This window comes from Ruegeria sp. HKCCA6837, assembly GCF_013034475.1.
Lineage (GTDB): Bacteria > Pseudomonadota > Alphaproteobacteria > Rhodobacterales > Rhodobacteraceae > Ruegeria.
In genome coordinates this window covers 14,874-34,187 of the sequence record NZ_WQGD01000016.1, presented here as the reverse complement: position 1 = coordinate 34,187, position 19,314 = coordinate 14,874, and the positions used below count along the sequence as shown (strand labels likewise).

The following is a 19,314-nucleotide window of genomic DNA, read 5'->3' as shown; positions in this document are numbered from 1 at the left end:
TGATGCCGCGCCGCAATACGGTCTTTCGCGGCCTGAGCCGCCCCGCAGAATGGGGCGGCTTACCCGTGATCTATCTGCTGGTGATCCTCGGGATGACCATGCTTTCGTTCTTCATGTTCGGGATAGCGCCAGCAATCATTGCGGGTTTTGTTTTCTACACCGGGCTTCGCCTCTTTTACGAATGGGAACCGGCTTTCTTCCGCGTCCTGTCCGTAACCCTTTCCAAAACTCCGCGCACCAAAAACCGCCAGCATCATGGGGGAGATTACTATAGTGCCTAAGCCTGCTGCACAGGATTTGTGGACCCTTGCCCGCTCGTTGATCGAGCCGAGCTGGCGCAAGGATGAAATGAGCCTCTTTCAGATGTTGCCGTATGGCTATGTCGTGGACGATGAGGTCATTTCTACACGCAACGGTGGCCTCATCGCCGCTGCAGAAATCACCGGAATCAACGCAAACACGCTGGACGAAAACGAGTTCGAGTTCCTGGCCGAACGGTTTGAGCGTGTATTGCGCACGACACCCAATGAGGTGGCCTTTTATGTTCATCGACTGACCGTCCCAGCTGAGACTGGTCATGTCATCACAGATCCAACCGGCTTTGCCGGTGCAGTGGCGCAGGCCATGCGCTCAGCGTCCGTCGATGCAGAGCTGAAAGAACGCAAGATCATCATCAGCGCCATTCTGCAAAAGCGGCAGGATGAGCGGGCAAAACAGATGTTCGGCATGTCGTCTGGAACGATAGACGAGGAACGCCGCGAAATGATGGAACAGCTCGACGGTGTGTTCACAACACTGGCGGGCACGCTGGGCGAGGCCCGTATGCGCCGGCTGAAGCTCAGCGAGGGGCGTTGGCTCGGCTATTATGGAATGCTGTTGAACGGTCGGTATCAGCCGATCATTCACACGAACATTGCAGAACCCATCGCCTTCAACATGCCGCAAGAGGATGTGCTGTTTCAGGGCAAGCGCGGCAAACTGGTCACGGGCGACGATCAGGAACGCTCCATCCGTGTCTATTCCCTGAAGAATTACCCGATGGCTTCGTTCCCCGGCATTTTCGACGGGCTAGACCTGCCGGTTGATGTCGTGATTTCGCAATCCTTCCTGCCGATCAGCCGCGCCCAGGCGCAGGAAATGGAACGCCGCAAGTCGGGACAAATGCGCTCGGCAGGCGACAAGGCAAAGTCGCTTGAAGAGGATTTGTCCATTCTGGCGGACGGCATTGCCTCCGGCACCATGTCACTCGGCAAGCACCACCTGTCGATCTGCGTGTTTGGGAACGAGGAAGATCTGAAAACCGCCGAAAAACACATCATCGGTGAAATCCAGATTTCGGGCGGCACGGTCAAACGCGAAGCGATGTCGGCGCGGTCGGTGTACTTCGCGCAGCACCCCGGCAACTTCGCATTCCGTCCTCGTGAAGAACTGATCACGGACCAGAACTTTGCGGACATGGTTGCGTTCCACATGCGGCCAAAGGGTTTGGATGCGGAAAAGCTGCCCTGGCCGGGGCCATTGGCGACTTTCCCGACAACGCACGGGGACAGCTACGATGTTTCGCTGCACCTTCCCAAGACCAGTAAGGACGCCGAAAACCTGCCCTCCGGGCATACGATCGTTCTTGGACCGAACGGCTCGGGTAAAACCGTGATCGCAATGCTGCTGGCAACAATGGCGGTGGCACAGGGCGCGCGGATTATCGCTTTTGACAAAGACCGGGCAATGGAGGCTCCGATGCGGGCGCTTGGTGCGCAGTACACCCGCGTCCGAGTTGGTGAACCAACCGGCATGAACCCGTTTCAGACCGAGACGGATGAGGCTGGGCAAAGCTGGCTCGCCAACTGGGTCATTGCCCTGTTGAGCTATGACGAACCACTGACCACCGATCAAAAGGATGAAATAACGCGGGCTTGCCAAGCCAATGCCACTTTGCCGCCTGCGCTTCAGAACTTCGATTCACTGGTGGAACGGTTCAGAGCCTTTGACGATGACAAGAACCTGTACAAGCGTGCAAGTGAATGGGCTGGCGACGGGCGTTTGTCGTGGATGTTTGGCGAGGGTGGCACAGATCCTTTTGCCTCTGACGATCGGCATCTTGTGTTCGACATTTCTGAGGTTCTGGATGACGAGTTGGTCCGGTTGGCATGGATCAGCTACGTCATGCGCCAGATCGAGCGCCGTTGTGCTGCGAAAGTGCCCACTGTCTTTGTGATTGATGAAGCCTGGGTGATCGCAGGCAACCCCTACGGCGCAGAAATTCTCAAGAACGCTTACACCACATACCGGAAGCTGAACGTCATGATGATGATGATGACGCAGATCCCCGATCACATCCTGTCGTCAGCGGCAAGTAAGTCGATCCTGGAAAACACCAGCACGCAGCTCTTGTTCCCCTCCCGATCCGGCAATGAAGCAGACTACCGGGCAATCGGCTTGAACGATTCAGAGCTGGGCGCACTGAGGGCGCATTTTGGCGACCGCGTAATGCTCATGAAGAAAGGTGATGAGAGTGTTTGGCTCGATGTCGATGTCGGCGCTCTCGGCCCGCTTCTTCGTGTTTTGAGCGGATCAGACGGCAAGTCGTTCCCTGATCCTGACTGGCGACAAAACCCCAACTTCTGGAAGGAAATCACATGAAATCCCGCCTTGTAATCGCCCTTGTTGTTCTGGCCGCCGTTGCCGCCTGCACCAACACCTATTCGGGCTATCGCAGCAAATGCGCCTGTGACTTCGAACGAATGGGTCCTGCAGAATTGGAGCTGGCGTGATGGACAACTTGAAGCACATCCGCACAACCATTGCTGTTTTGGTTCTGGCCGCCCTGCCCGTCACGGCATCGGCCCAGGGTGTCCCGGTTGTTGATTCAGCGGCAATCGCACAAGACGCCGCCAATTCGGCCCGCGAAGTCGCGGAAATGGTCCGCCAGTACGAACAGCTAATGCAACAATATGAGAAGCTCGAGCAGCAGCGCGCAATGTTGGAGAACTCGTTCAAGGCCATTTCTGGTCTGACAGATTTGGACGAGTTCAACAGCCGCAGCTTTTTGAAGCTGGCAACGGCAGCTGACACGCTTGGATACGCCCTGGATGCAGCGGAGGGCGGTATCACCGGCCTGCCCGATGTCGCAGCGCAGGCAATGGAACGACGATCCATCAACCTCGGCCTGAACGATGGCATCTTGTCCGAGTTCAGCACGTCAGACGTGCCAGCCCGGCGCATTCTGTCAGAGCGAGGTGGCGCTGGCTTGATGGCGTCCGCTCTGGGCGAACAGGGCTATGACATGGCGGGCAAACTCTCCGAAGACGCCGAAAAGCTGCGCGGTGAAATCGGTCAGCAAGAAGATCTGAAGGATGCAATCGACTACAACACAGCGGTTCTTCTGAAACTCCTGCAAGTTGAAATTGAAATCTTGCGCGCAACCTCGGCCAATGCCCTGGCGTCGGGCACGGATCTGGCTGCAAACGCAGCGGACCTAAAGACGCTTAGCAATTACGCAAGAGGAGAAACCCAATGAAAAGCCGCTCCACTTTCGCCCTGATCACACTGACGGCGACGCTTTTAGCGTCGTCGGCCAGTGCTGAGGCCAGACTTCCGTTTCCCCCCAATGTTGATTGGACATTTGGGGAATATCGGACCTGTCTTGGTTATTCGGGCGTGCGAGCGTTCAAAAAACCCCTGAAGGAATACGGGGTTGAACAGCTCGCCAACGCTGGTCAGGGCGCGGATCAACAGTATGTCGTTGGCAACTGGACCGATGCCATTTTGAATGAGCAAGTGATAGCTGCTCATGAATTTGCCATAGAGCAATGCCGCCTGCGCAAAGCCGATGAAGCATTCAGCACTGAATGCCCGCTCGGTAACCTCAGCCGCGAAGCTGCAATCAAGTTGGTGGGCGCAGACCAGGGCGATTTCTGGTCGAAGCCATCCAGCGAACTCAAATCGCTCAAAGAAACGCAGCAAGAACGCTTGGAAGCGCTGCGCCCTGCAATTGAGGAGGCTTGTGGGTCGTGATTCAGGATTTCGTCAGCTCGATTGAATCAGCAATCAGCAACTTTTCTCAGCAAGCATACACCAGCCTTGCGGCGGATCTCGCATCCGCCCTCTGGGCTATTGCTGCGCTGATCTTTGTAGCGATGCTGATCAACGGCGTACTTCAGATCAGAGAAATTGGGTTTGGTGGTTATGTAGGCTGGATCATTCGGGCGACGATCATCATCGGAATGGCGTCGAGCTGGTCCTTTTTCCAACCAATCTATCAAGGCGTCCAAATCTTGCCGGACAGTATTGCCGGGGCACTCACTGGAACCACAAATGTATGGCAAGCGTTGGATGAGATTGCGCTTCAGTGTTTCTTGATGGGCCAGCAGGCCATTGAAAACGCGACCTGGGGCCTGAGCATCACCGGAGCTATTCTCTGGGTTGTTGGGGCCGTCATCGTTGCTTTTGGCACTGGCATGGCACTCATCGCAAAAGGCGGTCTGGCGGTCCTGCTGGGTCTAGCGCCTGTTTTCATTGCAACGCTGCTCAGCTCGGCCACAGCCAATATCTTCGCAGCCTGGGCGAAAACGACTGTGGGCCTCATCATGGTCATTGTCGTTCTGACAGGCATCGTTTCTCTTATTCAGGCGCTTTTCGCTTCGGAACTTGGTTCCTTGTCTGATGTTAATGACATGGAAGCCAGCGGACGTTTTCTCGCAATCTGCATCGTGGCTATCGTCATGCTCACGCAAATCCCGTCACTGGCTGGCGGCATGTCTGGCGCGATAGTTTCGGCATCCTCCGGTCTTGCTGTGGCAACCGGCGCGGTTGCAGCCGCAAGAAGTGCATTGGGCACTGCCAGCGATGGCGCAAGGGGTGCAGTAGCCGGTGGCAAAACCGCCGCCGCGATGGCTTCCGCAGCACGTGACGGGACTGGCGTTCGTGACAGCGCGTCTCGCGCAATGCAAGCGCGTCGGGACATAGCGCACAGAGCCCGAAATCAGGATGGGGCAGCTCGTCAGAGCTACGCCGCTGACCGTTACCGGCAGAGCATTCGACAAGCTCGCGCCAATAAATCTTCATAAATCGAGGTACAGAGCAAATGTCACACGTGACAGATCACGAAAAAGAACTCTTTCTGGGCGCACGCCGCGATGCCTTCAAATGGCAGGTATTCGGCATGGTCGGCATGGCAATGGGCGTGGCCTCTATGATTGGCTGGGCGATGCTCCTTCCCCTGAAGGAAATCCGCGCGGTGCCATTCTCCATTGATCCGGACACGAAACTGCCAGTCCTGCTCACTGAAAAGGTGGAAGAATTGGAACCGACGGAGGCAATGGCCTTCCGTGAAGTCGCAAATTATGTGCGCGACCGGGAAACCTATGATGTCCAGGACAATAACGAGCGCCTGAAATCGGTGCTGCGTCGTTCTGATGAGTTGGCCGAAACGTCCTACCGCGAACTGTGGGATGGGTCGAACGACAACCATCCGGACGAAATCTATACGCCCAAGACAAAGGTGCAGACCGAAATTCTGGGCGTCTCGCCGGTCAACGATGAGACGGTGCAGGTCGAGATCCGCAAGTCCCTGATCGTGCCAAACCAAGCAACGGCGACAGCCCGCTACGTGGTCACAGTGACCTACGGGTTTGAGGAGAAAATCGTGACGTCGATGGGTGAGCTTCTGGAAAATCCATTTGGCTTCGTTGTCACCAACTACCGCGTAGACACCATGGGGAACATCTGATGTTTCGGCCCTTAATAACACTCACCCGCGTCATGGCTGCAACCCTGACGCTCTCAACACCTCTGCTCGCTGAAATCACACCAACGCCAGACGGAAAGAACGCGGATCACCGCATCACGCATTTCCATTACGTCGACAACCAGGTGTACCGCATCCCTGTGGGTGAACGCCTGATTACCTATGTTCACTTTCCGCAGGGCGAAACCGTCCGCAGCATTGGTGCGGGCGACACTGAAAGTTTTCAGATCACTCGCCTGCAGGAAGGTCGCGTTATTGCGTTCAAGCCGGAAATCCTGAACTCGGATTCAAACCTGACCGTCCTGACCAATCGCGGGACATACAACTTCTATTTGGTTCCGGCCGAGAGCGCCGCCGAACGTAAGCGAGTACCGTTCCGGGTCACGTTCTATAACAAGAACAACAGCGGCGGGACCACAACGCGTCGCGGCACAGTCGCTCGGAGCGAGCCGAAGCCAACTGGCCGGTTTGTGAACCAGAACTACTCGCGCTCGGGCAAAGCGGACTTTGCGCCCACCGCCGTTTGGGATGATGGCGTTCACACTTACATGCATATCCCACAGGATGCGGAGCTGCCCGGTATCTTCCGTGTCCTGCCTGATGGACGTGAGCTGATGGTGAACACCACAGTCAAAGAGCGCGGCATTATCCAGGTGCAGGGCCTTTCAGATCTTTGGACACTGCGCATTGAGGACACTTCAATCTGTGTTCGAAACGATGGCGACGAGTTTCAGCAGGCGAGTGCAACGGGCAGGCCCGTTACTTCACAGACAGTTAAACCGGGGGGCAGCAAGTAATGAACCGCGATCAGACAATTGCAGCACGGATTGCAGCGGAGCAACCACCTCAACGTATGAGAAAGAGGTTCGAGCCCAAGAAGCTCATCGCTGTCGCTGTTGCCGGAGCGGTGTTCGTGAGTTTCGCTTGGTTCGTATTGGGCGACGAAAGCAAAGGCGGGAACACGGGCGTTCGCGTTGACGCTTTGCAACAAGGTGGTGGCGAGCGATATGGGCTTTTGACCGCACGGGGACCAGAGGTCGATGAGCCAGAACCAGAGGCTTTGCCCGAGGAAATTGCGGTGGCAACGCCCGCCTCAACTCCACAGCCGGTTGAATTCATTGGGTTTGATAAAGCCTTGAAAACCATCGAGCAACAGAATGGCCGGATTTCCGACCTGCAAGACGAGCTGACGGATGCCAAAGTTTCGCTGTCAGAAAAAGACGGTGAAATCGCAACGCTGAACCTGACCAATGAACGCCTTCAGGTCAGATATGATGAGCGAGAGAAGAAGTTCCAGACGGAACTTGCCCAGGCCATCGCAGATGCGGAGGCCCGGGCACTTGCCAGCGTAAGCCACCTTCAGGCGCAAGGTCTGACCGATGACGAGCGGCGCAGACTCGAAGAACTGAAGAAAATGCGCCAGCGGCAGAACCAGTCGGACGGCATTGTGTTCGATGAAAACCCATACGGCAGAAACTGATGGAGCTGACGATGAACAGAACAGCACTCACCCTCGCCCTGGTCACGTTGGCCTCAAGCGCGATGGCACAGGACGCACCCGGTCAAAACTACCAGCCGATCAATGGTGGATCGCAGCCGGTCATTTTCCAACCCTTCCCTGCAGCGCCGCAGCCGGTTCAAGTCCAGCCAGACGACACCCGCCTGCCTGAAGATCAACGCGGCTATCAGGAAAACCAAAACACGACATGGCAAAACAATCTGGTCGAAGAATATCCCCCCATCGTCGGGGCCTCGATCATTGACGATCCGTCGCGCACCCTGACGCAAGGCACGGTTTTGTCGGCTGTGTTCGGTGGCGCGGTCAGCTCGGAGTTGCCCGGCAGTGTCGTGGCGACGATTACACGTGGCGTCTACTCGATGGACGGCACGCGTTTGCTTCTGCCGCGCGGATCGAAGCTCTTTGGCGAGTATCGAGCGGACACGACATTGGCGCAAACGCGCATCATGATCGTTTGGAGCCGTGTCATCACGCCTGACGGCCTGTCAACTCAGGTCGGATCGGCTGGTACGGACGGTCAAGGCCGGACTGGTGCGACCGGCAGGGTGAACACACACTTTGGGAAACGGTTCGGAACTGCAGCGCTGTTGTCCATCATCGGCATTGCGCCGGTGGCACTGGTCTCTGACAACGATAGCAACAACTCGGTTCGCACTGATCTGGCAACGCAAGTGGGGTCTAACCTGCAGAACGCTACGGCAGCGGCGCTTGATGAATACCTGCGCATTACTCCGACAGTCTTTGTCGATCAGGGCAGTCGCATCAACGCCATCCTGCAGCGCGACGTTGTGTTCGATAGCTTCTGAGCGCGAGCCAATGAGCCGACCGCCTCAGCAGTCTTTCCGGCCGCTGCCAGCATGATCGAGTGCGGTAGCGGCCTTTTTTGAAGCAAATTCAGCACTTTTTGGAAGCAATGAATCTTATGTGGATGCCTTCGTGTTCGAGGCAAAGCCGAGATGCAGCGAAGGCAACCTCCAGTGTTCAAAAAAGTGCTCTACCAAGGACAAGAACATGAGCGGGCGGAACGGCAATAGCCTTCTGGAATACTATACAGGCAAGATCGAGCATCTGTTGCACGATGAAAGCCTGAGCGAAATTTCTGTGAATCCTGACGGATCGGTCTGGGTCGAAGAAATGGGCACAACACACATGACCAGGACAGACATTACTCTGAACAGAGATGATGTGGAAAACATCGGGCGCTGCGTGGCCGGATTCAGCGATGTGACATTCGGAGAAAAGAAGCCGATTGCGACGGCCAACGTGCCGACACAGCAGGGTAAAGCGCGGGTGCAGGTTGTGATTCCGCCAGCAACAACCGGCGTGGGGTCCGTGGCGATCCGCCTGCTCCGCGTGAAAACCGTCGATCTGGGCGCGTTCAGCTTCGCCAGCAAAGAGGCGGCGTTGGCAGAAAACAATGATCACAGCGCGCTTGAAAAGGCTCGGGCTGCTCTCGCTGCCGGAACAATGAACTTTGACGAGCTGGCCGACCTTGCGATGCTAAGCAAATGGAACGTGATCATTGCCGGGGGCACCTCGTCTGGCAAAACCACTGTTCTCAATGCAATGCTGAAGCGCGTCGATCCTGGCGAACGGATCGTGACGATTGAAGAAGTGGCCGAGCTGGACATCGAGCAACCCAATTCTGTCGATCTACTTGCTGACCGTTCCGAAGAAGATGGCCCTCGATCACCAACAAAGCTGCTGGAATCGGCGCTGAGGTTACGGCCTGACCGCCTCGTCTGCGGTGAAATTCGGGGCGACGACGCAAATATGTTCCTGGAACTGGTGAACACCGGCCACGATGGTTCTGTTTGTACCATGCACGCCAACTCACCAGTAGATGCCATTGGACGTATGAGCAAGATGGTGCGTCGCGGATCTCCGACCGTTCAAAAGTCAGAAGTGGTCGATGACATCCGGGCCACCATTCACATGATCGTTCACATGAAGAAAATCGGTGACGAACGGAAGGTCAACGGAGTGATCTTCCCACCCCTGATGACCGCTGATCAACTTATCTGAAGGAGAAATAGAATGAAAAAATTTGAGTATCGTAATGTCTTGATGCGGGTAGAGGAAAATGCAGGCGAGAAGTTTGCGAAGCTCGGGCAAGACGGTTGGGAAATGGTCGGCGTCGTACCTGCCGAGTTTGGCATCGTGTGCTTCTTCAAACGCGAGCTGACCGATGGCTGAGTTTCAGGATCTACCCAAAGGCAAGAAGGTCGCGATAGCCGGTACTATGGGCTTTATCGCTACCTCGGCTTGCGCGGTGTTGGTGGTCGGGCTGGCTCTCGAATACATCAACACCAGAGGCTTTCGCGGGCTGGACATCTGGGCGATCCCAGAGAAGTTCATGGCACAGCCTGCAGAGACGCAGCAGATCATGGGTCTGGTGGCGGTGGTCGCAGTGGGTGTTTTGACCTTTGCATTTGTGGCGGCTGCGCTGCGTGGTCCCTCAACGAAATACGGTGATGCGACCTTTGCAAAGGCCCCTCAGCTCGTCCAGGAAGGCTATGCGTCGGTTCTGAAGCTCAAAGACAAATTGGATAGTGAAATCGTGTTTGCCAAATTTGGTGAGCCAAAGGACAAAAACGCGATCTACTATAAGCCCGGCCCCGGTGTCCAAAAGCCGCACGCGATGTTCATTGCCCCGTCTGGTTCGGGCAAAACCAGCGGCTTTGTGATCCCGAATGTCCTGCGTTTCAATGGGTCTTGCGTCGTCCTGGACATCAAGGGCGAGATTTTCCAGACAACCGGCGCGCGTCGGGCAGCAATGGGCGATGAGGTTTTTATGTTCGACCCCGAGAACCCCGACAAAAGCCACAGCTACAACCCTCTGCGCCGCGCAGCACGTGCCGACAATCTGGACCGGCGATGGGAAGAAGTGATTCAGGTTGCAACTCAGATGTTCGACACGCCCAGCTCGTCCGCGCAGGGCTTTATGGGTGGTGTTGAAGGCATGTTCTGCGCAATGGCGATGCTGGCGATCAAAAGAAAGCGGCCATACATTTCCGAAGTCCTGCGCCTGGTCAAAACGACCAAGCAAAAGGACTATGAGAAAATGGCTGAAGAAGTTGGATATGCGCGAGCTGCAGATGAGTTTCTGAATCTTGCAGCCGAAGAATCCAAAATCCTGCGGTCAACGATTTCGGTTATGTTGAACTCCGGCCTGCAGCTCTGGCGCAACCCGTCGGTAGCAAGAGCCACGCAGGGCAATGACATCAACTTTGAAGATCTGCGTCGGCGCCCCAGCTCGATCTACTTTTCCGTGCCAGGGAAAAAGGTCAAAGAGTTCCGGACGCTCATTCGCCTGTTCTTCCTCGATCTGGTGAACACCATCGAAACTGTTGAGCCGGGCGAAGATGAGCCGTTCAAGGTTTTGATGCTGCTCGATGAGTTCCAACGCCTCGGCCATCTTGAGCGCGTTGTTGAAGCCTATGACACCATGCGATCGTTCGGGGGCAGGCTCGTGGTGATTTCGCAAACACTGTCGCGCCTACAGGACATTTATGGGCACGAGGGTGTGCGGGCGATGCTGGCAAACGCTGGAACCCAGATGTTTGCCGCCTCAGAGGATTCCGAAGTACGCGAACATGTGTCCAGGTCCATCGGGGACAAAACGGTCATAAGCAAGTCGAAGTCTCGAGCACTCGGCAAGATGGAAATGGGCAGCATATCAGAGCGTGAAGAAGGCATTCGGCTGCTCCGGCCAGAGCACGTTGGTCGTCTGCCGGAAAACGAGGTTGTGCTGATCCGCGAAGGCAAGATGCCCGTGATTGCGAACAAGATTCGATATTTCGAAGATCCTTATTTCATGCAGTTCCTTGGTGGCGACACGCCAAAGATCAAAGGGACACACCTGGATCTTGCTGAAGAGCAGGCCAAGGATACGGCAAAGGCAGTGGCTGATGCGAAACCGGCCCCTGCCCCGGTGAAAGAGGTTTCTGAAAAAGACCAGGAACTTCAGGCGGCATTTGATGCGCAGCGCACGGTCGCAAAGCGGAAAAGTCGGTCAGCGAAAGATATGGCGATGGAGAAAATGAAAGCCAAACGGGCTGAAAGTAGCGCCTTCACTTGACGGGGGTAACAGGACGCGGCCGAACCGGACCTTACTTCAATATGCAGAGAACGGCAGGAGAGAGCCCTAACCTGCTCGTGCTGCGACTTACATATATGTCCGCTTCCGTGAAGCTTACTAGAATGGCGCATTGTCAGCTTTATGCCTGCTGAGAATTGTCGTCATAGTATCGACAGCAAAAACACTCATCAAAAACCAACAGATTGACGACAGATCAAGGGAACCCCGCACGCATATAAACGATGATCTTCCAAAGGTCTTCTTCGCTCAGCGCTTCCTTGAAGGCTGGCATGTCTGTTCCGAAGCGTTCGCCGCCCTCGGAAATTGCCCAAAGAAGGTACTCGTCCCCCGACATCGGCATCTGAACGAACCATCGTAGGAGAGCGGGAGAGGGCGCGAGCGAACGTCCGGCTTCACCATCGCCCAAACCCTCAGCTCCATGACAGCTTGCGCAGTTTTCCGTATATAGCGTCTTGCCCTCCGAAACATTCTCGGGCGTTGCACGAATGGTGCTCCGAGCCCCGCGGTAGGCTGCGGGCACGTCCTCGTTCATATACGTCCAATGTCGTTGCATGCGCTGCTGCTGGCCAGGCCCCATATTGCCGTGCCCCCAACCACGCATGTGCTCAGACCTCATGTGGTTAGATCCCATTGGCCCGTGACCCCACCAATCTCCTCGTTGTTGTTGTGCGCAACCCACTGTAGCAATGGTGATAGACAGAACGCTTAAGGTAAGAGTGCGTAATCCAAGCTTCGTCATCTTCTCCTCCTTACTGTTTCCGCTCGATGAACGTCGCCTCAGGCCGCTTCGTAACTCTTGAACACCTCGGTGCTACCGTCCTTGAGGATCAAAAACACGTCGTAGGCCTCACGACGATCTTCCGGCCCCATCCCAGGGGAACCGTAGGGCATGCCAGGAACAGCAAGTCCAACAGCACTGGGTTGCTCCTCCAGCAGACGACGAATGTCTGCAACCGGCACATGCCCCTCGATCATATAGCCATCGATCTCGCCTGTGTGGCAGGACATCATTTCTTCGGGAATGCCGTTGTCCAATTTGTGGCGGACAAGCTGTGTTCCAAAGCTGCGCTCCTCGGTAATGCGAAAGCCTTCCTGCCGCAGGATGTCGATCCAAACCTGGCAACAGCCGCAGTTCGGATCCTTGAGAACACGGACGGAAGGCGTGTCTTGCGCAAACGCGGCAAATGGTACTGTGCTGGCAAAGCCAGCGGCGTAAGTCAGTACTTGGCGGCGTTTCAGGTTCATGGCGAGAGTCCTTGGTATTTCCAACTAAATTGAGCCGATTTCGTATCATTCGAGATCAAAGGTCATAATCCACGTCAAACATGCTCATGTTCGCCAACTTCCCGACGCTCGGCGAGCGCTTGGCGCACGATCTGGAAAGCAGAGGAAAGAAACAACGTTGCCATGACCGCCGCAACAATCAGGTCAGGCCAACCGCTAGCTGTGCCCCAGACGCCTAAAGCTGCAAACATAACGGCCACATTGCCAATGGCGTCATTACGCGAACATAGCCAGACAGAGCGCACATTTGCATCGCCGTCCTTGTAACGGACGAGCAAGAGAACACTTGCGAGATTGGTCATAAGAGCGAAAAAGCCAACGATGCCCATGATCTCGGCCTCCGGCACTCCGACATAGAACACCCGGTACACGGTCGATCCAAACACCCAAAGACCCATCAGCAGCAAGCTCACCCCTTTCGCCAGAGCGGCATTGGTGCGTGCACGGATTGAAGCCCCGATCACTGCCAGCGAGATACCGTAGGTCAAAGCATCCCCAAGGAAGTCTAGAGCGTCGGCCTGAAGTGCCTGAGACTTTGCATAGTGACCGGCAGTCATCTCGACGACGAACATCACCGCGTTCAGAGCAATGACAATCCACAGCCTCCTTTTGTAGTCGTCTGATACGCCGTCGAATTTGGCGTTGTGTCCGCAACATGCTGACATTGGGAAGCCCTTTTTGTATCTGTCGTGACCATAGTGTAGTGTCTCTAGTTACTAGAGGTTCAAGAGGTATTTTCATGTTTTCTATCGGGGAGCTTTCCAAGCGCACGAAGGTCAAAGTTCCGACTATCCGCTACTATGAGGAAATGGGCCTGCTTGCCGCACCAGAACGCACCGAAGGCAACCAACGGCGCTACGATGTGGCAGGGCTAGAGCGTCTCAGTTTCATCAAGCATGCACGCGATCTTGGTTTCTCAATTGAAGCGATCTCCGAATTGATTGTGCTTCAAGGCCACCCGGATCGTTCATGCCAAGCCGCAACGGACATCGCCGTCTCACAACTTTCCGAAGTAAGAGCAAAGATCAAACGACTACGGGCTCTTGAAAAAGAGCTGGTTCGGATTTCGAAGGGCTGTGATGACGAAGGAGTGTCAGAGAACTGCTATGTGCTCGCGTCTCTTGCCGATCATAAACTCTGTCACCACGATCACTAAACTATGAGCGGACATTGCTTTAGTCCCAGCGAAAGACTGTTTTGTCCGCTTCTTGCCTATTCAAACGTGGTGCAGCGAATGCCCGGAATGTCCAAGGACAAGAGTCCGTCCCAATCGGAACAGACCCCACATTACTCCAACCCGGTGGTCTCGCTGTTCCCGGCAACACATTCACCGGCGCGAACAATCATCTATCATGTCCTCCGTGGTTAAAGACTGTGTCCATCATACTCATGGACGTGGGTAGCCTGTTCGCGGGTATGGGCAATCTCTTGCACCACGGCGGCAATCTTGCTGGATGAAACTTGGTGCAGCTCACCAACAACGGCCTCCGCGCGCTCGTAGCTGTCCGGAACGCCTTGGCTGTTGAAATGGGCGGCAGCGGTGGAAATGTCCGCGTCTTTCCAAGTCGCCGTTGTGCCGATTGAAACGCTGTCATGATCGTTGTAGCGGGCCAGGAACTTGCTTCCGTCGAGACCGAAGCTGTGCGCGGTCGCCACAATGTCATCACGCACAGCCAGCCATTTTTCGGCTTCCGTGGGGTCCAGGTTGTCCAACTCGGCCGCATTCATGGATGTGGTGTAGCTGTCATCAGCCAAAGTGTATGCCTGCAGGTCGGTGTCATATGGGCGCAGTTCGGCAACATCGCCTTTCAACTCCCCGATCTGAACGTCCATTGCGGCACGCAAGTGTGGATCTTCGACCTCTCGTGCAAGAGCCTCCATGTTCTCGATGGAGTTCACGATGTCCTTGGTCTGCTGCTCGTAGTTCTCAAAGATGGCCTCCCCCAAAGCGGATTGCATATACTGAACATAGCGATCACCGGGCGACTGGTAGTCGTCGGACTCCTGAAAATCCTTGTCACCACTCAGATCCGCAAGGGACGAATAGTAAGGGTGATACAGATCGTATTCCTGAGCATCACTCATGTGCTGAGAAACCAAAGCCTGCATATCGTTCAGATCAACCGGCTCCCCTGACCGCTCCGCAGCTTCAAATTCGATTTTGAATTCTTCGACCAGATCTTGTTGCGCAGTATGTTCGTCAACACGGCGGTTGGCCTGGTCCTCGATGTCGAAGCTGTTTGAGGCGATGGCTGCACGATCAAAGCCCATCGCCTGCTGTTCTTTCCTGATGATGTCGATCTGCTCTGAAACGCGATCTTCACGCGGGGCGGATTGATCAAATCTGGAATAGGGTGCGAAGTGTTCGACTTCGTTCAAAAGATAGTCTGTACGCGAAACCATAGTTTTTCCTTTGCGAGTTGATGGAAAACTCTGTGATGGGTCTGCCTGGGGCGTTGGCGCGCGCATCAGGCAGACCGGTTAAAGTCCTTACAAGCTGTGCCCGTCATCGTCACCGCGCCCCTGCAAGAGCGGGTGCGTTGCGTGGGCGTGAACGTCTGAAAGTTCTTCTGAGATTGCGATGATCCTGGAAGACGCAAGCTGGTGCAGCTCGTCAACAACGGCCTCAGCGCGGTCGTGGCTGTCGGGTAATCCTTGCGCCTGGAAGTGGGCCGCGGCGGTCGAAATGTCGTCGCTGCGCCATCCCATTGTTGTACCCAGGGTGACGTTCTGATGATCGCCAAAGCGGGCAACGAACGCCTCGCCATCGAGGCCGTAGCTGCTGGCCGTGTCGGTGACTTCTTTGCGGATCGCTGCCCACTTGCCGGCCTCTGAATAATCCAAGACATCCATTTCGGCAGTGCCCATTCCCATCATCGTTGAATAGCGGCGGTCCTCGATGATGAAGGCTTGAAGGTCCGGATCGTTGGTGCGCAGGTCCGCAACGTCGCCCTTCAACTCGCCAATTTGAATATCCATAGCGACACGCAGATGAGGGTCGTCAACCTCACGGGCCAGCCCTTCCATCTTGTCGATGGATTGCAGCAATTCTTTGGTCTGAGTCTGGAAGTCCTCATAGGCCCCCTTGCCCAAGGTGTCCTGTATATAGACCTCGTACCGGCGTGCTGCCGGGGCATAATCAGCGGACGACTGGAACGCCTTGTCATCGACAATATCAGCAAGGGCAGACAGATACGGATGGCTCTGTTCGTTGTCCCGAACGTCGCTGATATGGGCAACAACCTGAGCCTTCAGCTCGGGTGCGATTGTTTCCTCAGAACCGCCTAATTCGATGTGTCGCCGCAAGTTGCTCATGACTTCGGGCGACACATAAGACGGGTCTCCTGGCTCGCCGTAATCATCAAAATGATGGGCTTGATCCAGCAGATGTTCCATTCTCGATACCATAGGTTCCTCACTTTCAACGAGTTGGATGGCAAACTCTTCGATCCGGTCTTTGACAGCGTTGGCGCGCTCATCAAACAGATCCGACATTCTTGCGATGGAGAGTGTCATCACATCACCGGCCATGTCGCGGGCCGTAACTTCAACCTCCGGAGTGCTTTCAACAACAGACAGTCCGGCCTGAACCTTCCACGTGTCGGTCTCAACTTCCTGCCGCAAACCGCGCTCAAGGCGGGTCGTTGCGGTCAGCTCAATTCCGTATCCTTCGGCAACCTCAACCTGGATAGAGCGCTGAACGTCGATGTTCATGTCGCTGCTCATACCCATAGCCAACCACTGCCCATGTTCCACGCCTCGGTTATTCACAACGATGTGGACATGGGGGTTGTCAGTGTCGTTGTGGAACACGGTCAGATAGTCCCAGGTATCGCCAAAATCACCGCTCCCAAACAGGCGATCCGCGAAGTCCAAACCGGCCTCATGCGCGGCATCCGGATAGGTGCCTTCGGGAAAAGAAACGATCATGTGACGGGTATAACCATAGTTGGTTTTCCCGTTGAAATCCTCGGCCCAGGTCTCGATCAGATCACTCACCTGATCGGCATCGAGCGGGGTCACACCATTGTCGCGGATGTCCAACACGCCCTCTGCCCTGACGGTCAGGTAATTGATCTGGCGGCGCAGCTCATGCGCTTTTTTCACCCCACCTTTGCGGACGTGTTTCACAACCGCCTCGGGCTTTCCAACCACAGCACCAAGCCGCGCCTTGATGGATGAGGCCCGCGAGATCATGAACTTCATGCGCTTGGCGGTTTGCAGCTGCTGGCTGATCTGCTTGGACCGATCGATACCCTTCTGCGCTTCCCGGAAGGCTAGCTCCAGAAAGTCCCCTGCCGTCAAATTGTGAGCCGCGACGTTCATGCTTCAGATGTCCTCTCATCGTCGCGCAAGATTCGGCGAATGGCGGAGTCTGGCTCTCGGTTTCGGCGGGCCGCGGTGATCAGCGCCTTCAGGTCTTGCCGGTGCTGGATGATCGCACGATGGAGGTTTTCGACATCGCGCCGGTCGTCATCGGTCCAGATCACCGAACCGCGTTTGGCCGATTTTGCGAGCTGATTGAGGTTGGTGTATCCACCCTGAACCTGCCGCAAGTGCGTCTGCCAGAGATCGACAACGGCCGGGTCAGGATCGAGATACCCGATCAGACGATAGATCAGTCGTTGGATGATCTGGTTGCGGCTCTTGGCCCCAAGCGACTGCACGGCCTCCTCCAAACGCACCAACGCATCTGACGGCAATCGAACGGAAAAGACAGTGGTGTCGCCGGGCTTGCTCAATGTATACCTCTGGTTGTTTTTATGACTTGTAACACAACTACCTTATCCTGTCATACTCTCCAAGAGGAAACCGGGGGTGATTTTAGAAATCCGTATTTTCTCAAATTGCCCCCGGAACAGTTTTGCTCTTGGAGGCAATCTCCACGCCGGGAAAAGGGTCCTGCCCCTTTTCCAGCCAGCAGGCGTGGGTGCCGGTGGACCGGCGCAGGGCAATCACGCAAAGCGGGAGCTGCCCGAACAGCGCCCGTCACATACCGGCACGTTCAAGGTCAGTATGGCATTTTCCGCGCGCCTCAGCGCGCTCAATGTCCCGCCGCTTTCGCGGCGGGTGTGGCAGGGTTGTCTGCTGCCGCATTGGGGCAGGTCGGCACCCCTGCCCGGTCTTAGGACCGCGCGCCACCTGTGGCGCATATGTGGTCCGGCCTGCGGCCGGAGCAGAAGAAAGGGCGGCTTGCGCCGCCCTGCCCTCCCGTCATTCGGTGACGGGATCGTCATCGGTGCGCTTCGGGAAGGCCACCATCTCAACGCCAGGGAACATGCTGTGCTTGACCTGGATCGAGGTGATGGTGCCGGTCTCATCGGTATTGACGAAGAGCACCCCGCATCGATCCCAGAATGTCTTGCCTTCTTTTTCACCGGTCTTGACGCTCAGTTTCAGAGTTTGAGTTGCCATTGTTTGATCCTCGCTATGGCGTGTTTCGATGAACAAGGGAAAAGCGGGCATCAAGGGGATGTCAGCAGGGAATTTGATCCGCGCGGAATGCGCCGCAGGCGCAGGGGACATTCCTTGTTGAAGCGCGGCGCCCGGCCCGGGCGCCGCGCGTCTTCCCCGACTGCCCGCTTATGTTCATCCCTTCAGAAACACCGCAGCCGAGGATCTTCTCCGGCAACGTACTTGAAACTGTCAGACCTGGTGAAAGGCAAGGCTTTCTGGGATCGCTGCGCGCGGAACATCTGAACAAAACGATGTCTTTGATGGCGGCAACATCACCTCGATCCGACACAGGCGCGGCGCTCAGTTCTAAGTTGGGGGTTGCCCTTCTGGGTCGGTATGACCGTCGTCGCAAAGGATGAAGAATGACGGACGGTGCAAACCGCCCTATCCAACTGGCGGAGGCCAAAGACCGGACGGTCCGGCCCTGGTCCGTGCTTGTGCGGATCAGGTAAACAGCCGGACTCAATTTGGATTGGCGGGTTCGGTAGGACGCCCCGGTAATCCGCAAGAACTCTCTCAAGCGCTGTCGCGGGGCGAGACCGGCGCACGGGCAGATACAGTGATGAGTACGCCAAGAAAAAGGCCCACCGAAGCGGGCCACGAGTTTAACCAAAGGAAAATCTGGAGGTATTCTTTACAGGCTAACGCTTGCGCGCGCGATCGACAACACCGTCAGCTGTGATCGTGGCAATGCGATCCTCTGTGCGGCGGGTCATTTCCACCCCGTCACCCGTCATATGCGCCTCGGCAAATTCCGTGAACTTGAAGATGCTGCCATCTGCTTCAACATGGGTTTCGTCCTCTGCCGAGCGCCGCTTCACCGATCCGTCATGGCGGATTTCGATGATCGTGTTGTCGGCCATTCGGACCGTCACGGTATGCTCATCTACAGCGACACCCTGCCACCAGGCATCTGCATCGCGGCGCACAACAATGCGGTTTGGGTGCAGCTTGATCTGCACGTCCTGTACCTCGTCCGGATCAGCGGCTTTGACGACCACGATGGCCTCCTGCGCGCTGGGATCACCATGGATCGACGCGCTCCCGTTTTTTGGCGGCCAGAGCTTCGGCTGTGTGCGCGGCTTGCCCTTCTGGTCTGTATGAAACCCGACGAACATCTGCGCGGATTTCCAGACGCGGCGGGCGGCTTTTTCAACCGTAGACGGAGCTGCATCGGTGGACATGGTGGATAGCCTTTAAAGTGGG

Annotated in this window: 22 protein-coding genes; 14 read left to right on the top strand and 8 right to left on the bottom strand. The window is 56.0% G+C overall.

Annotation, left to right across the window (positions count from 1 at the left end; genetic code table 11):
• Positions 1-2: 2 nt before the first annotated feature.
• From GOV91_RS18315 to GOV91_RS18260, 13 genes are all read left to right on the top strand, one after another.
• Positions 3-281: a VirB3 family type IV secretion system protein gene (locus GOV91_RS18315; RefSeq protein WP_152460684.1), complete on the top strand. Its 279-nt coding sequence runs from the start codon at positions 3-5 to the stop codon at positions 279-281.
• Positions 274-2,640 carry a hypothetical protein gene (locus tag GOV91_RS18310; RefSeq protein WP_170666374.1) on the top strand — a complete coding sequence of 789 codons (2,367 nt, stop codon included), beginning with the start codon at positions 274-276 and terminating at the stop codon, positions 2,638-2,640. The genes GOV91_RS18315 and GOV91_RS18310 overlap by 8 nt, the downstream gene beginning before the upstream one ends.
• Positions 2,637-2,771 (top strand): hypothetical protein, encoded by a 135-nt coding sequence (locus tag GOV91_RS22830; protein ID WP_256368715.1) that lies wholly within the window; start codon positions 2,637-2,639, stop codon positions 2,769-2,771. The genes GOV91_RS18310 and GOV91_RS22830 overlap by 4 nt, the downstream gene beginning before the upstream one ends.
• Positions 2,771-3,517: a type IV secretion system protein gene (locus GOV91_RS18305; protein ID WP_170666370.1), complete on the top strand. Its 747-nt coding sequence runs from the start codon at positions 2,771-2,773 to the stop codon at positions 3,515-3,517. Before GOV91_RS22830 ends, GOV91_RS18305 begins: the two co-directional genes overlap by 1 nt.
• The gene (locus tag GOV91_RS18300) at positions 3,514-4,014 is read left to right on the top strand and encodes a hypothetical protein (RefSeq protein WP_170666366.1); all 501 of its coding nucleotides are present in this window, start codon (positions 3,514-3,516) and stop codon (positions 4,012-4,014) included. The genes GOV91_RS18305 and GOV91_RS18300 overlap by 4 nt, the downstream gene beginning before the upstream one ends.
• On the top strand, positions 4,011-5,066 hold the full coding sequence (locus tag GOV91_RS18295) for a type IV secretion system protein (protein ID WP_170666362.1): 1,056 nt from the start codon (positions 4,011-4,013) through the stop codon (positions 5,064-5,066). Before GOV91_RS18300 ends, GOV91_RS18295 begins: the two co-directional genes overlap by 4 nt.
• Positions 5,067-5,092: 26 nt before the next feature.
• The gene (locus GOV91_RS18290) at positions 5,093-5,728 is read left to right on the top strand and encodes a type IV secretion system protein (RefSeq protein WP_170667822.1); all 636 of its coding nucleotides are present in this window, start codon (positions 5,093-5,095) and stop codon (positions 5,726-5,728) included.
• Positions 5,728-6,543, top strand: coding sequence for a TrbG/VirB9 family P-type conjugative transfer protein (locus GOV91_RS18285; RefSeq protein WP_170666357.1), 816 nt, complete (start codon positions 5,728-5,730; stop codon positions 6,541-6,543). Before GOV91_RS18290 ends, GOV91_RS18285 begins: the two co-directional genes overlap by 1 nt.
• On the top strand, positions 6,543-7,226 hold the full coding sequence (locus GOV91_RS18280; protein ID WP_170746573.1) for a hypothetical protein: 684 nt from the start codon (positions 6,543-6,545) through the stop codon (positions 7,224-7,226). The genes GOV91_RS18285 and GOV91_RS18280 overlap by 1 nt, the downstream gene beginning before the upstream one ends.
• Positions 7,227-7,237: 11 nt before the next feature.
• A complete protein-coding gene (locus GOV91_RS18275) occupies positions 7,238-8,071 on the top strand; it encodes a TrbI/VirB10 family protein (protein ID WP_170575215.1) in 834 nt (277 codons plus the stop codon).
• Positions 8,072-8,276: 205 nt separating this feature from the next.
• A complete protein-coding gene (locus GOV91_RS18270) occupies positions 8,277-9,290 on the top strand; it encodes an ATPase, T2SS/T4P/T4SS family (RefSeq protein WP_152460675.1) in 1,014 nt (337 codons plus the stop codon).
• A 12-nt stretch (positions 9,291-9,302) separates the two neighbouring features.
• A complete protein-coding gene (locus tag GOV91_RS18265) occupies positions 9,303-9,461 on the top strand; it encodes a DUF4177 domain-containing protein (RefSeq protein WP_152460674.1) in 159 nt (52 codons plus the stop codon).
• Positions 9,454-11,346, top strand: coding sequence for a type IV secretory system conjugative DNA transfer family protein (locus GOV91_RS18260; RefSeq protein ID WP_152460673.1), 1,893 nt, complete (start codon positions 9,454-9,456; stop codon positions 11,344-11,346). Before GOV91_RS18265 ends, GOV91_RS18260 begins: the two co-directional genes overlap by 8 nt.
• Before the next feature lie 214 nt (positions 11,347-11,560).
• On the opposite strand, the gene GOV91_RS18255 is transcribed toward GOV91_RS18260, so the two are convergent.
• The 3 genes from GOV91_RS18255 to GOV91_RS18245 form a co-directional block, all read right to left on the bottom strand.
• Complete coding sequence (locus GOV91_RS18255; protein ID WP_170474328.1) at positions 11,561-11,983, bottom strand: cytochrome c; 423 nt, start codon at positions 11,981-11,983, stop codon at positions 11,561-11,563.
• A gap of 161 nt (positions 11,984-12,144) precedes the next feature.
• Positions 12,145-12,612, bottom strand: coding sequence for a DUF411 domain-containing protein (locus tag GOV91_RS18250; RefSeq protein WP_170417767.1), 468 nt, complete (start codon positions 12,610-12,612; stop codon positions 12,145-12,147).
• A gap of 74 nt (positions 12,613-12,686) precedes the next feature.
• Entirely contained in the window at positions 12,687-13,316 is a 630-nt protein-coding gene (locus GOV91_RS18245; protein WP_170417770.1) for a cation transporter, read from the bottom strand.
• A gap of 74 nt (positions 13,317-13,390) precedes the next feature.
• On the opposite strand from GOV91_RS18245, the gene GOV91_RS18240 reads away from it, so the two are divergent.
• Entirely contained in the window at positions 13,391-13,807 is a 417-nt protein-coding gene (locus tag GOV91_RS18240; RefSeq protein WP_170417773.1) for a helix-turn-helix domain-containing protein, read from the top strand.
• 209 nt (positions 13,808-14,016) lie between these two features.
• Here GOV91_RS18240 and GOV91_RS18235 read toward each other — a convergent pair whose 3' ends face one another.
• The 5 genes from GOV91_RS18235 to GOV91_RS18215 all read right to left on the bottom strand — a co-directional run bounded on the left by GOV91_RS18235 (position 14,017) and on the right by GOV91_RS18215 (position 19,292).
• A complete protein-coding gene (locus GOV91_RS18235) occupies positions 14,017-15,054 on the bottom strand; it encodes a hypothetical protein (protein WP_170417776.1) in 1,038 nt (345 codons plus the stop codon).
• A gap of 87 nt (positions 15,055-15,141) precedes the next feature.
• On the bottom strand, positions 15,142-16,977 hold the full coding sequence (locus tag GOV91_RS18230; protein ID WP_170417779.1) for a relaxase/mobilization nuclease domain-containing protein: 1,836 nt from the start codon (positions 16,975-16,977) through the stop codon (positions 15,142-15,144).
• Positions 16,974-17,393: a hypothetical protein gene (locus GOV91_RS18225; protein ID WP_170417782.1), complete on the bottom strand. Its 420-nt coding sequence runs from the start codon at positions 17,391-17,393 to the stop codon at positions 16,974-16,976. Before GOV91_RS18225 ends, GOV91_RS18230 begins: the two co-directional genes overlap by 4 nt.
• A gap of 472 nt (positions 17,394-17,865) precedes the next feature.
• Positions 17,866-18,066, bottom strand: coding sequence for a hypothetical protein (locus GOV91_RS18220; RefSeq protein WP_170417785.1), 201 nt, complete (start codon positions 18,064-18,066; stop codon positions 17,866-17,868).
• 683 nt (positions 18,067-18,749) lie between these two features.
• The gene (locus GOV91_RS18215; RefSeq protein ID WP_170417788.1) at positions 18,750-19,292 is read right to left on the bottom strand and encodes a hypothetical protein; all 543 of its coding nucleotides are present in this window, start codon (positions 19,290-19,292) and stop codon (positions 18,750-18,752) included.
• Positions 19,293-19,314 lie beyond the last annotated feature (22 nt).

Coding starts and splice junctions, on each gene's coding strand:
- GOV91_RS18300 (WP_170666366.1), top strand. CDS start 3,514: ATGAAAAGCCGCTCCACTTTCGCCCTGATCACACTGACGGCGACGCTT.
- GOV91_RS18240 (WP_170417773.1), top strand. CDS start 13,391: ATGTTTTCTATCGGGGAGCTTTCCAAGCGCACGAAGGTCAAAGTTCCG.
- GOV91_RS18280 (WP_170746573.1), top strand. CDS start 6,543: ATGAACCGCGATCAGACAATTGCAGCACGGATTGCAGCGGAGCAACCA.
- GOV91_RS18275 (WP_170575215.1), top strand. CDS start 7,238: ATGAACAGAACAGCACTCACCCTCGCCCTGGTCACGTTGGCCTCAAGC.
- GOV91_RS18250 (WP_170417767.1), bottom strand. CDS start 12,612: ATGAACCTGAAACGCCGCCAAGTACTGACTTACGCCGCTGGCTTTGCC.
- GOV91_RS18270 (WP_152460675.1), top strand. CDS start 8,277: ATGAGCGGGCGGAACGGCAATAGCCTTCTGGAATACTATACAGGCAAG.
- GOV91_RS18265 (WP_152460674.1), top strand. CDS start 9,303: ATGAAAAAATTTGAGTATCGTAATGTCTTGATGCGGGTAGAGGAAAAT.
- GOV91_RS22830 (WP_256368715.1), top strand. CDS start 2,637: ATGAAATCCCGCCTTGTAATCGCCCTTGTTGTTCTGGCCGCCGTTGCC.
- GOV91_RS18245 (WP_170417770.1), bottom strand. CDS start 13,316: ATGTCAGCATGTTGCGGACACAACGCCAAATTCGACGGCGTATCAGAC.
- GOV91_RS18235 (WP_170417776.1), bottom strand. CDS start 15,054: ATGGTTTCGCGTACAGACTATCTTTTGAACGAAGTCGAACACTTCGCA.
- GOV91_RS18315 (WP_152460684.1), top strand. CDS start 3: ATGCCGCGCCGCAATACGGTCTTTCGCGGCCTGAGCCGCCCCGCAGAA.
- GOV91_RS18220 (WP_170417785.1), bottom strand. CDS start 18,066: ATGGCAACTCAAACTCTGAAACTGAGCGTCAAGACCGGTGAAAAAGAA.
- GOV91_RS18260 (WP_152460673.1), top strand. CDS start 9,454: ATGGCTGAGTTTCAGGATCTACCCAAAGGCAAGAAGGTCGCGATAGCC.
- GOV91_RS18255 (WP_170474328.1), bottom strand. CDS start 11,983: ATGAGGTCTGAGCACATGCGTGGTTGGGGGCACGGCAATATGGGGCCT.
- GOV91_RS18230 (WP_170417779.1), bottom strand. CDS start 16,977: ATGAACGTCGCGGCTCACAATTTGACGGCAGGGGACTTTCTGGAGCTA.
- GOV91_RS18285 (WP_170666357.1), top strand. CDS start 5,728: ATGTTTCGGCCCTTAATAACACTCACCCGCGTCATGGCTGCAACCCTG.
- GOV91_RS18305 (WP_170666370.1), top strand. CDS start 2,771: ATGGACAACTTGAAGCACATCCGCACAACCATTGCTGTTTTGGTTCTG.
- GOV91_RS18215 (WP_170417788.1), bottom strand. CDS start 19,292: ATGTCCACCGATGCAGCTCCGTCTACGGTTGAAAAAGCCGCCCGCCGC.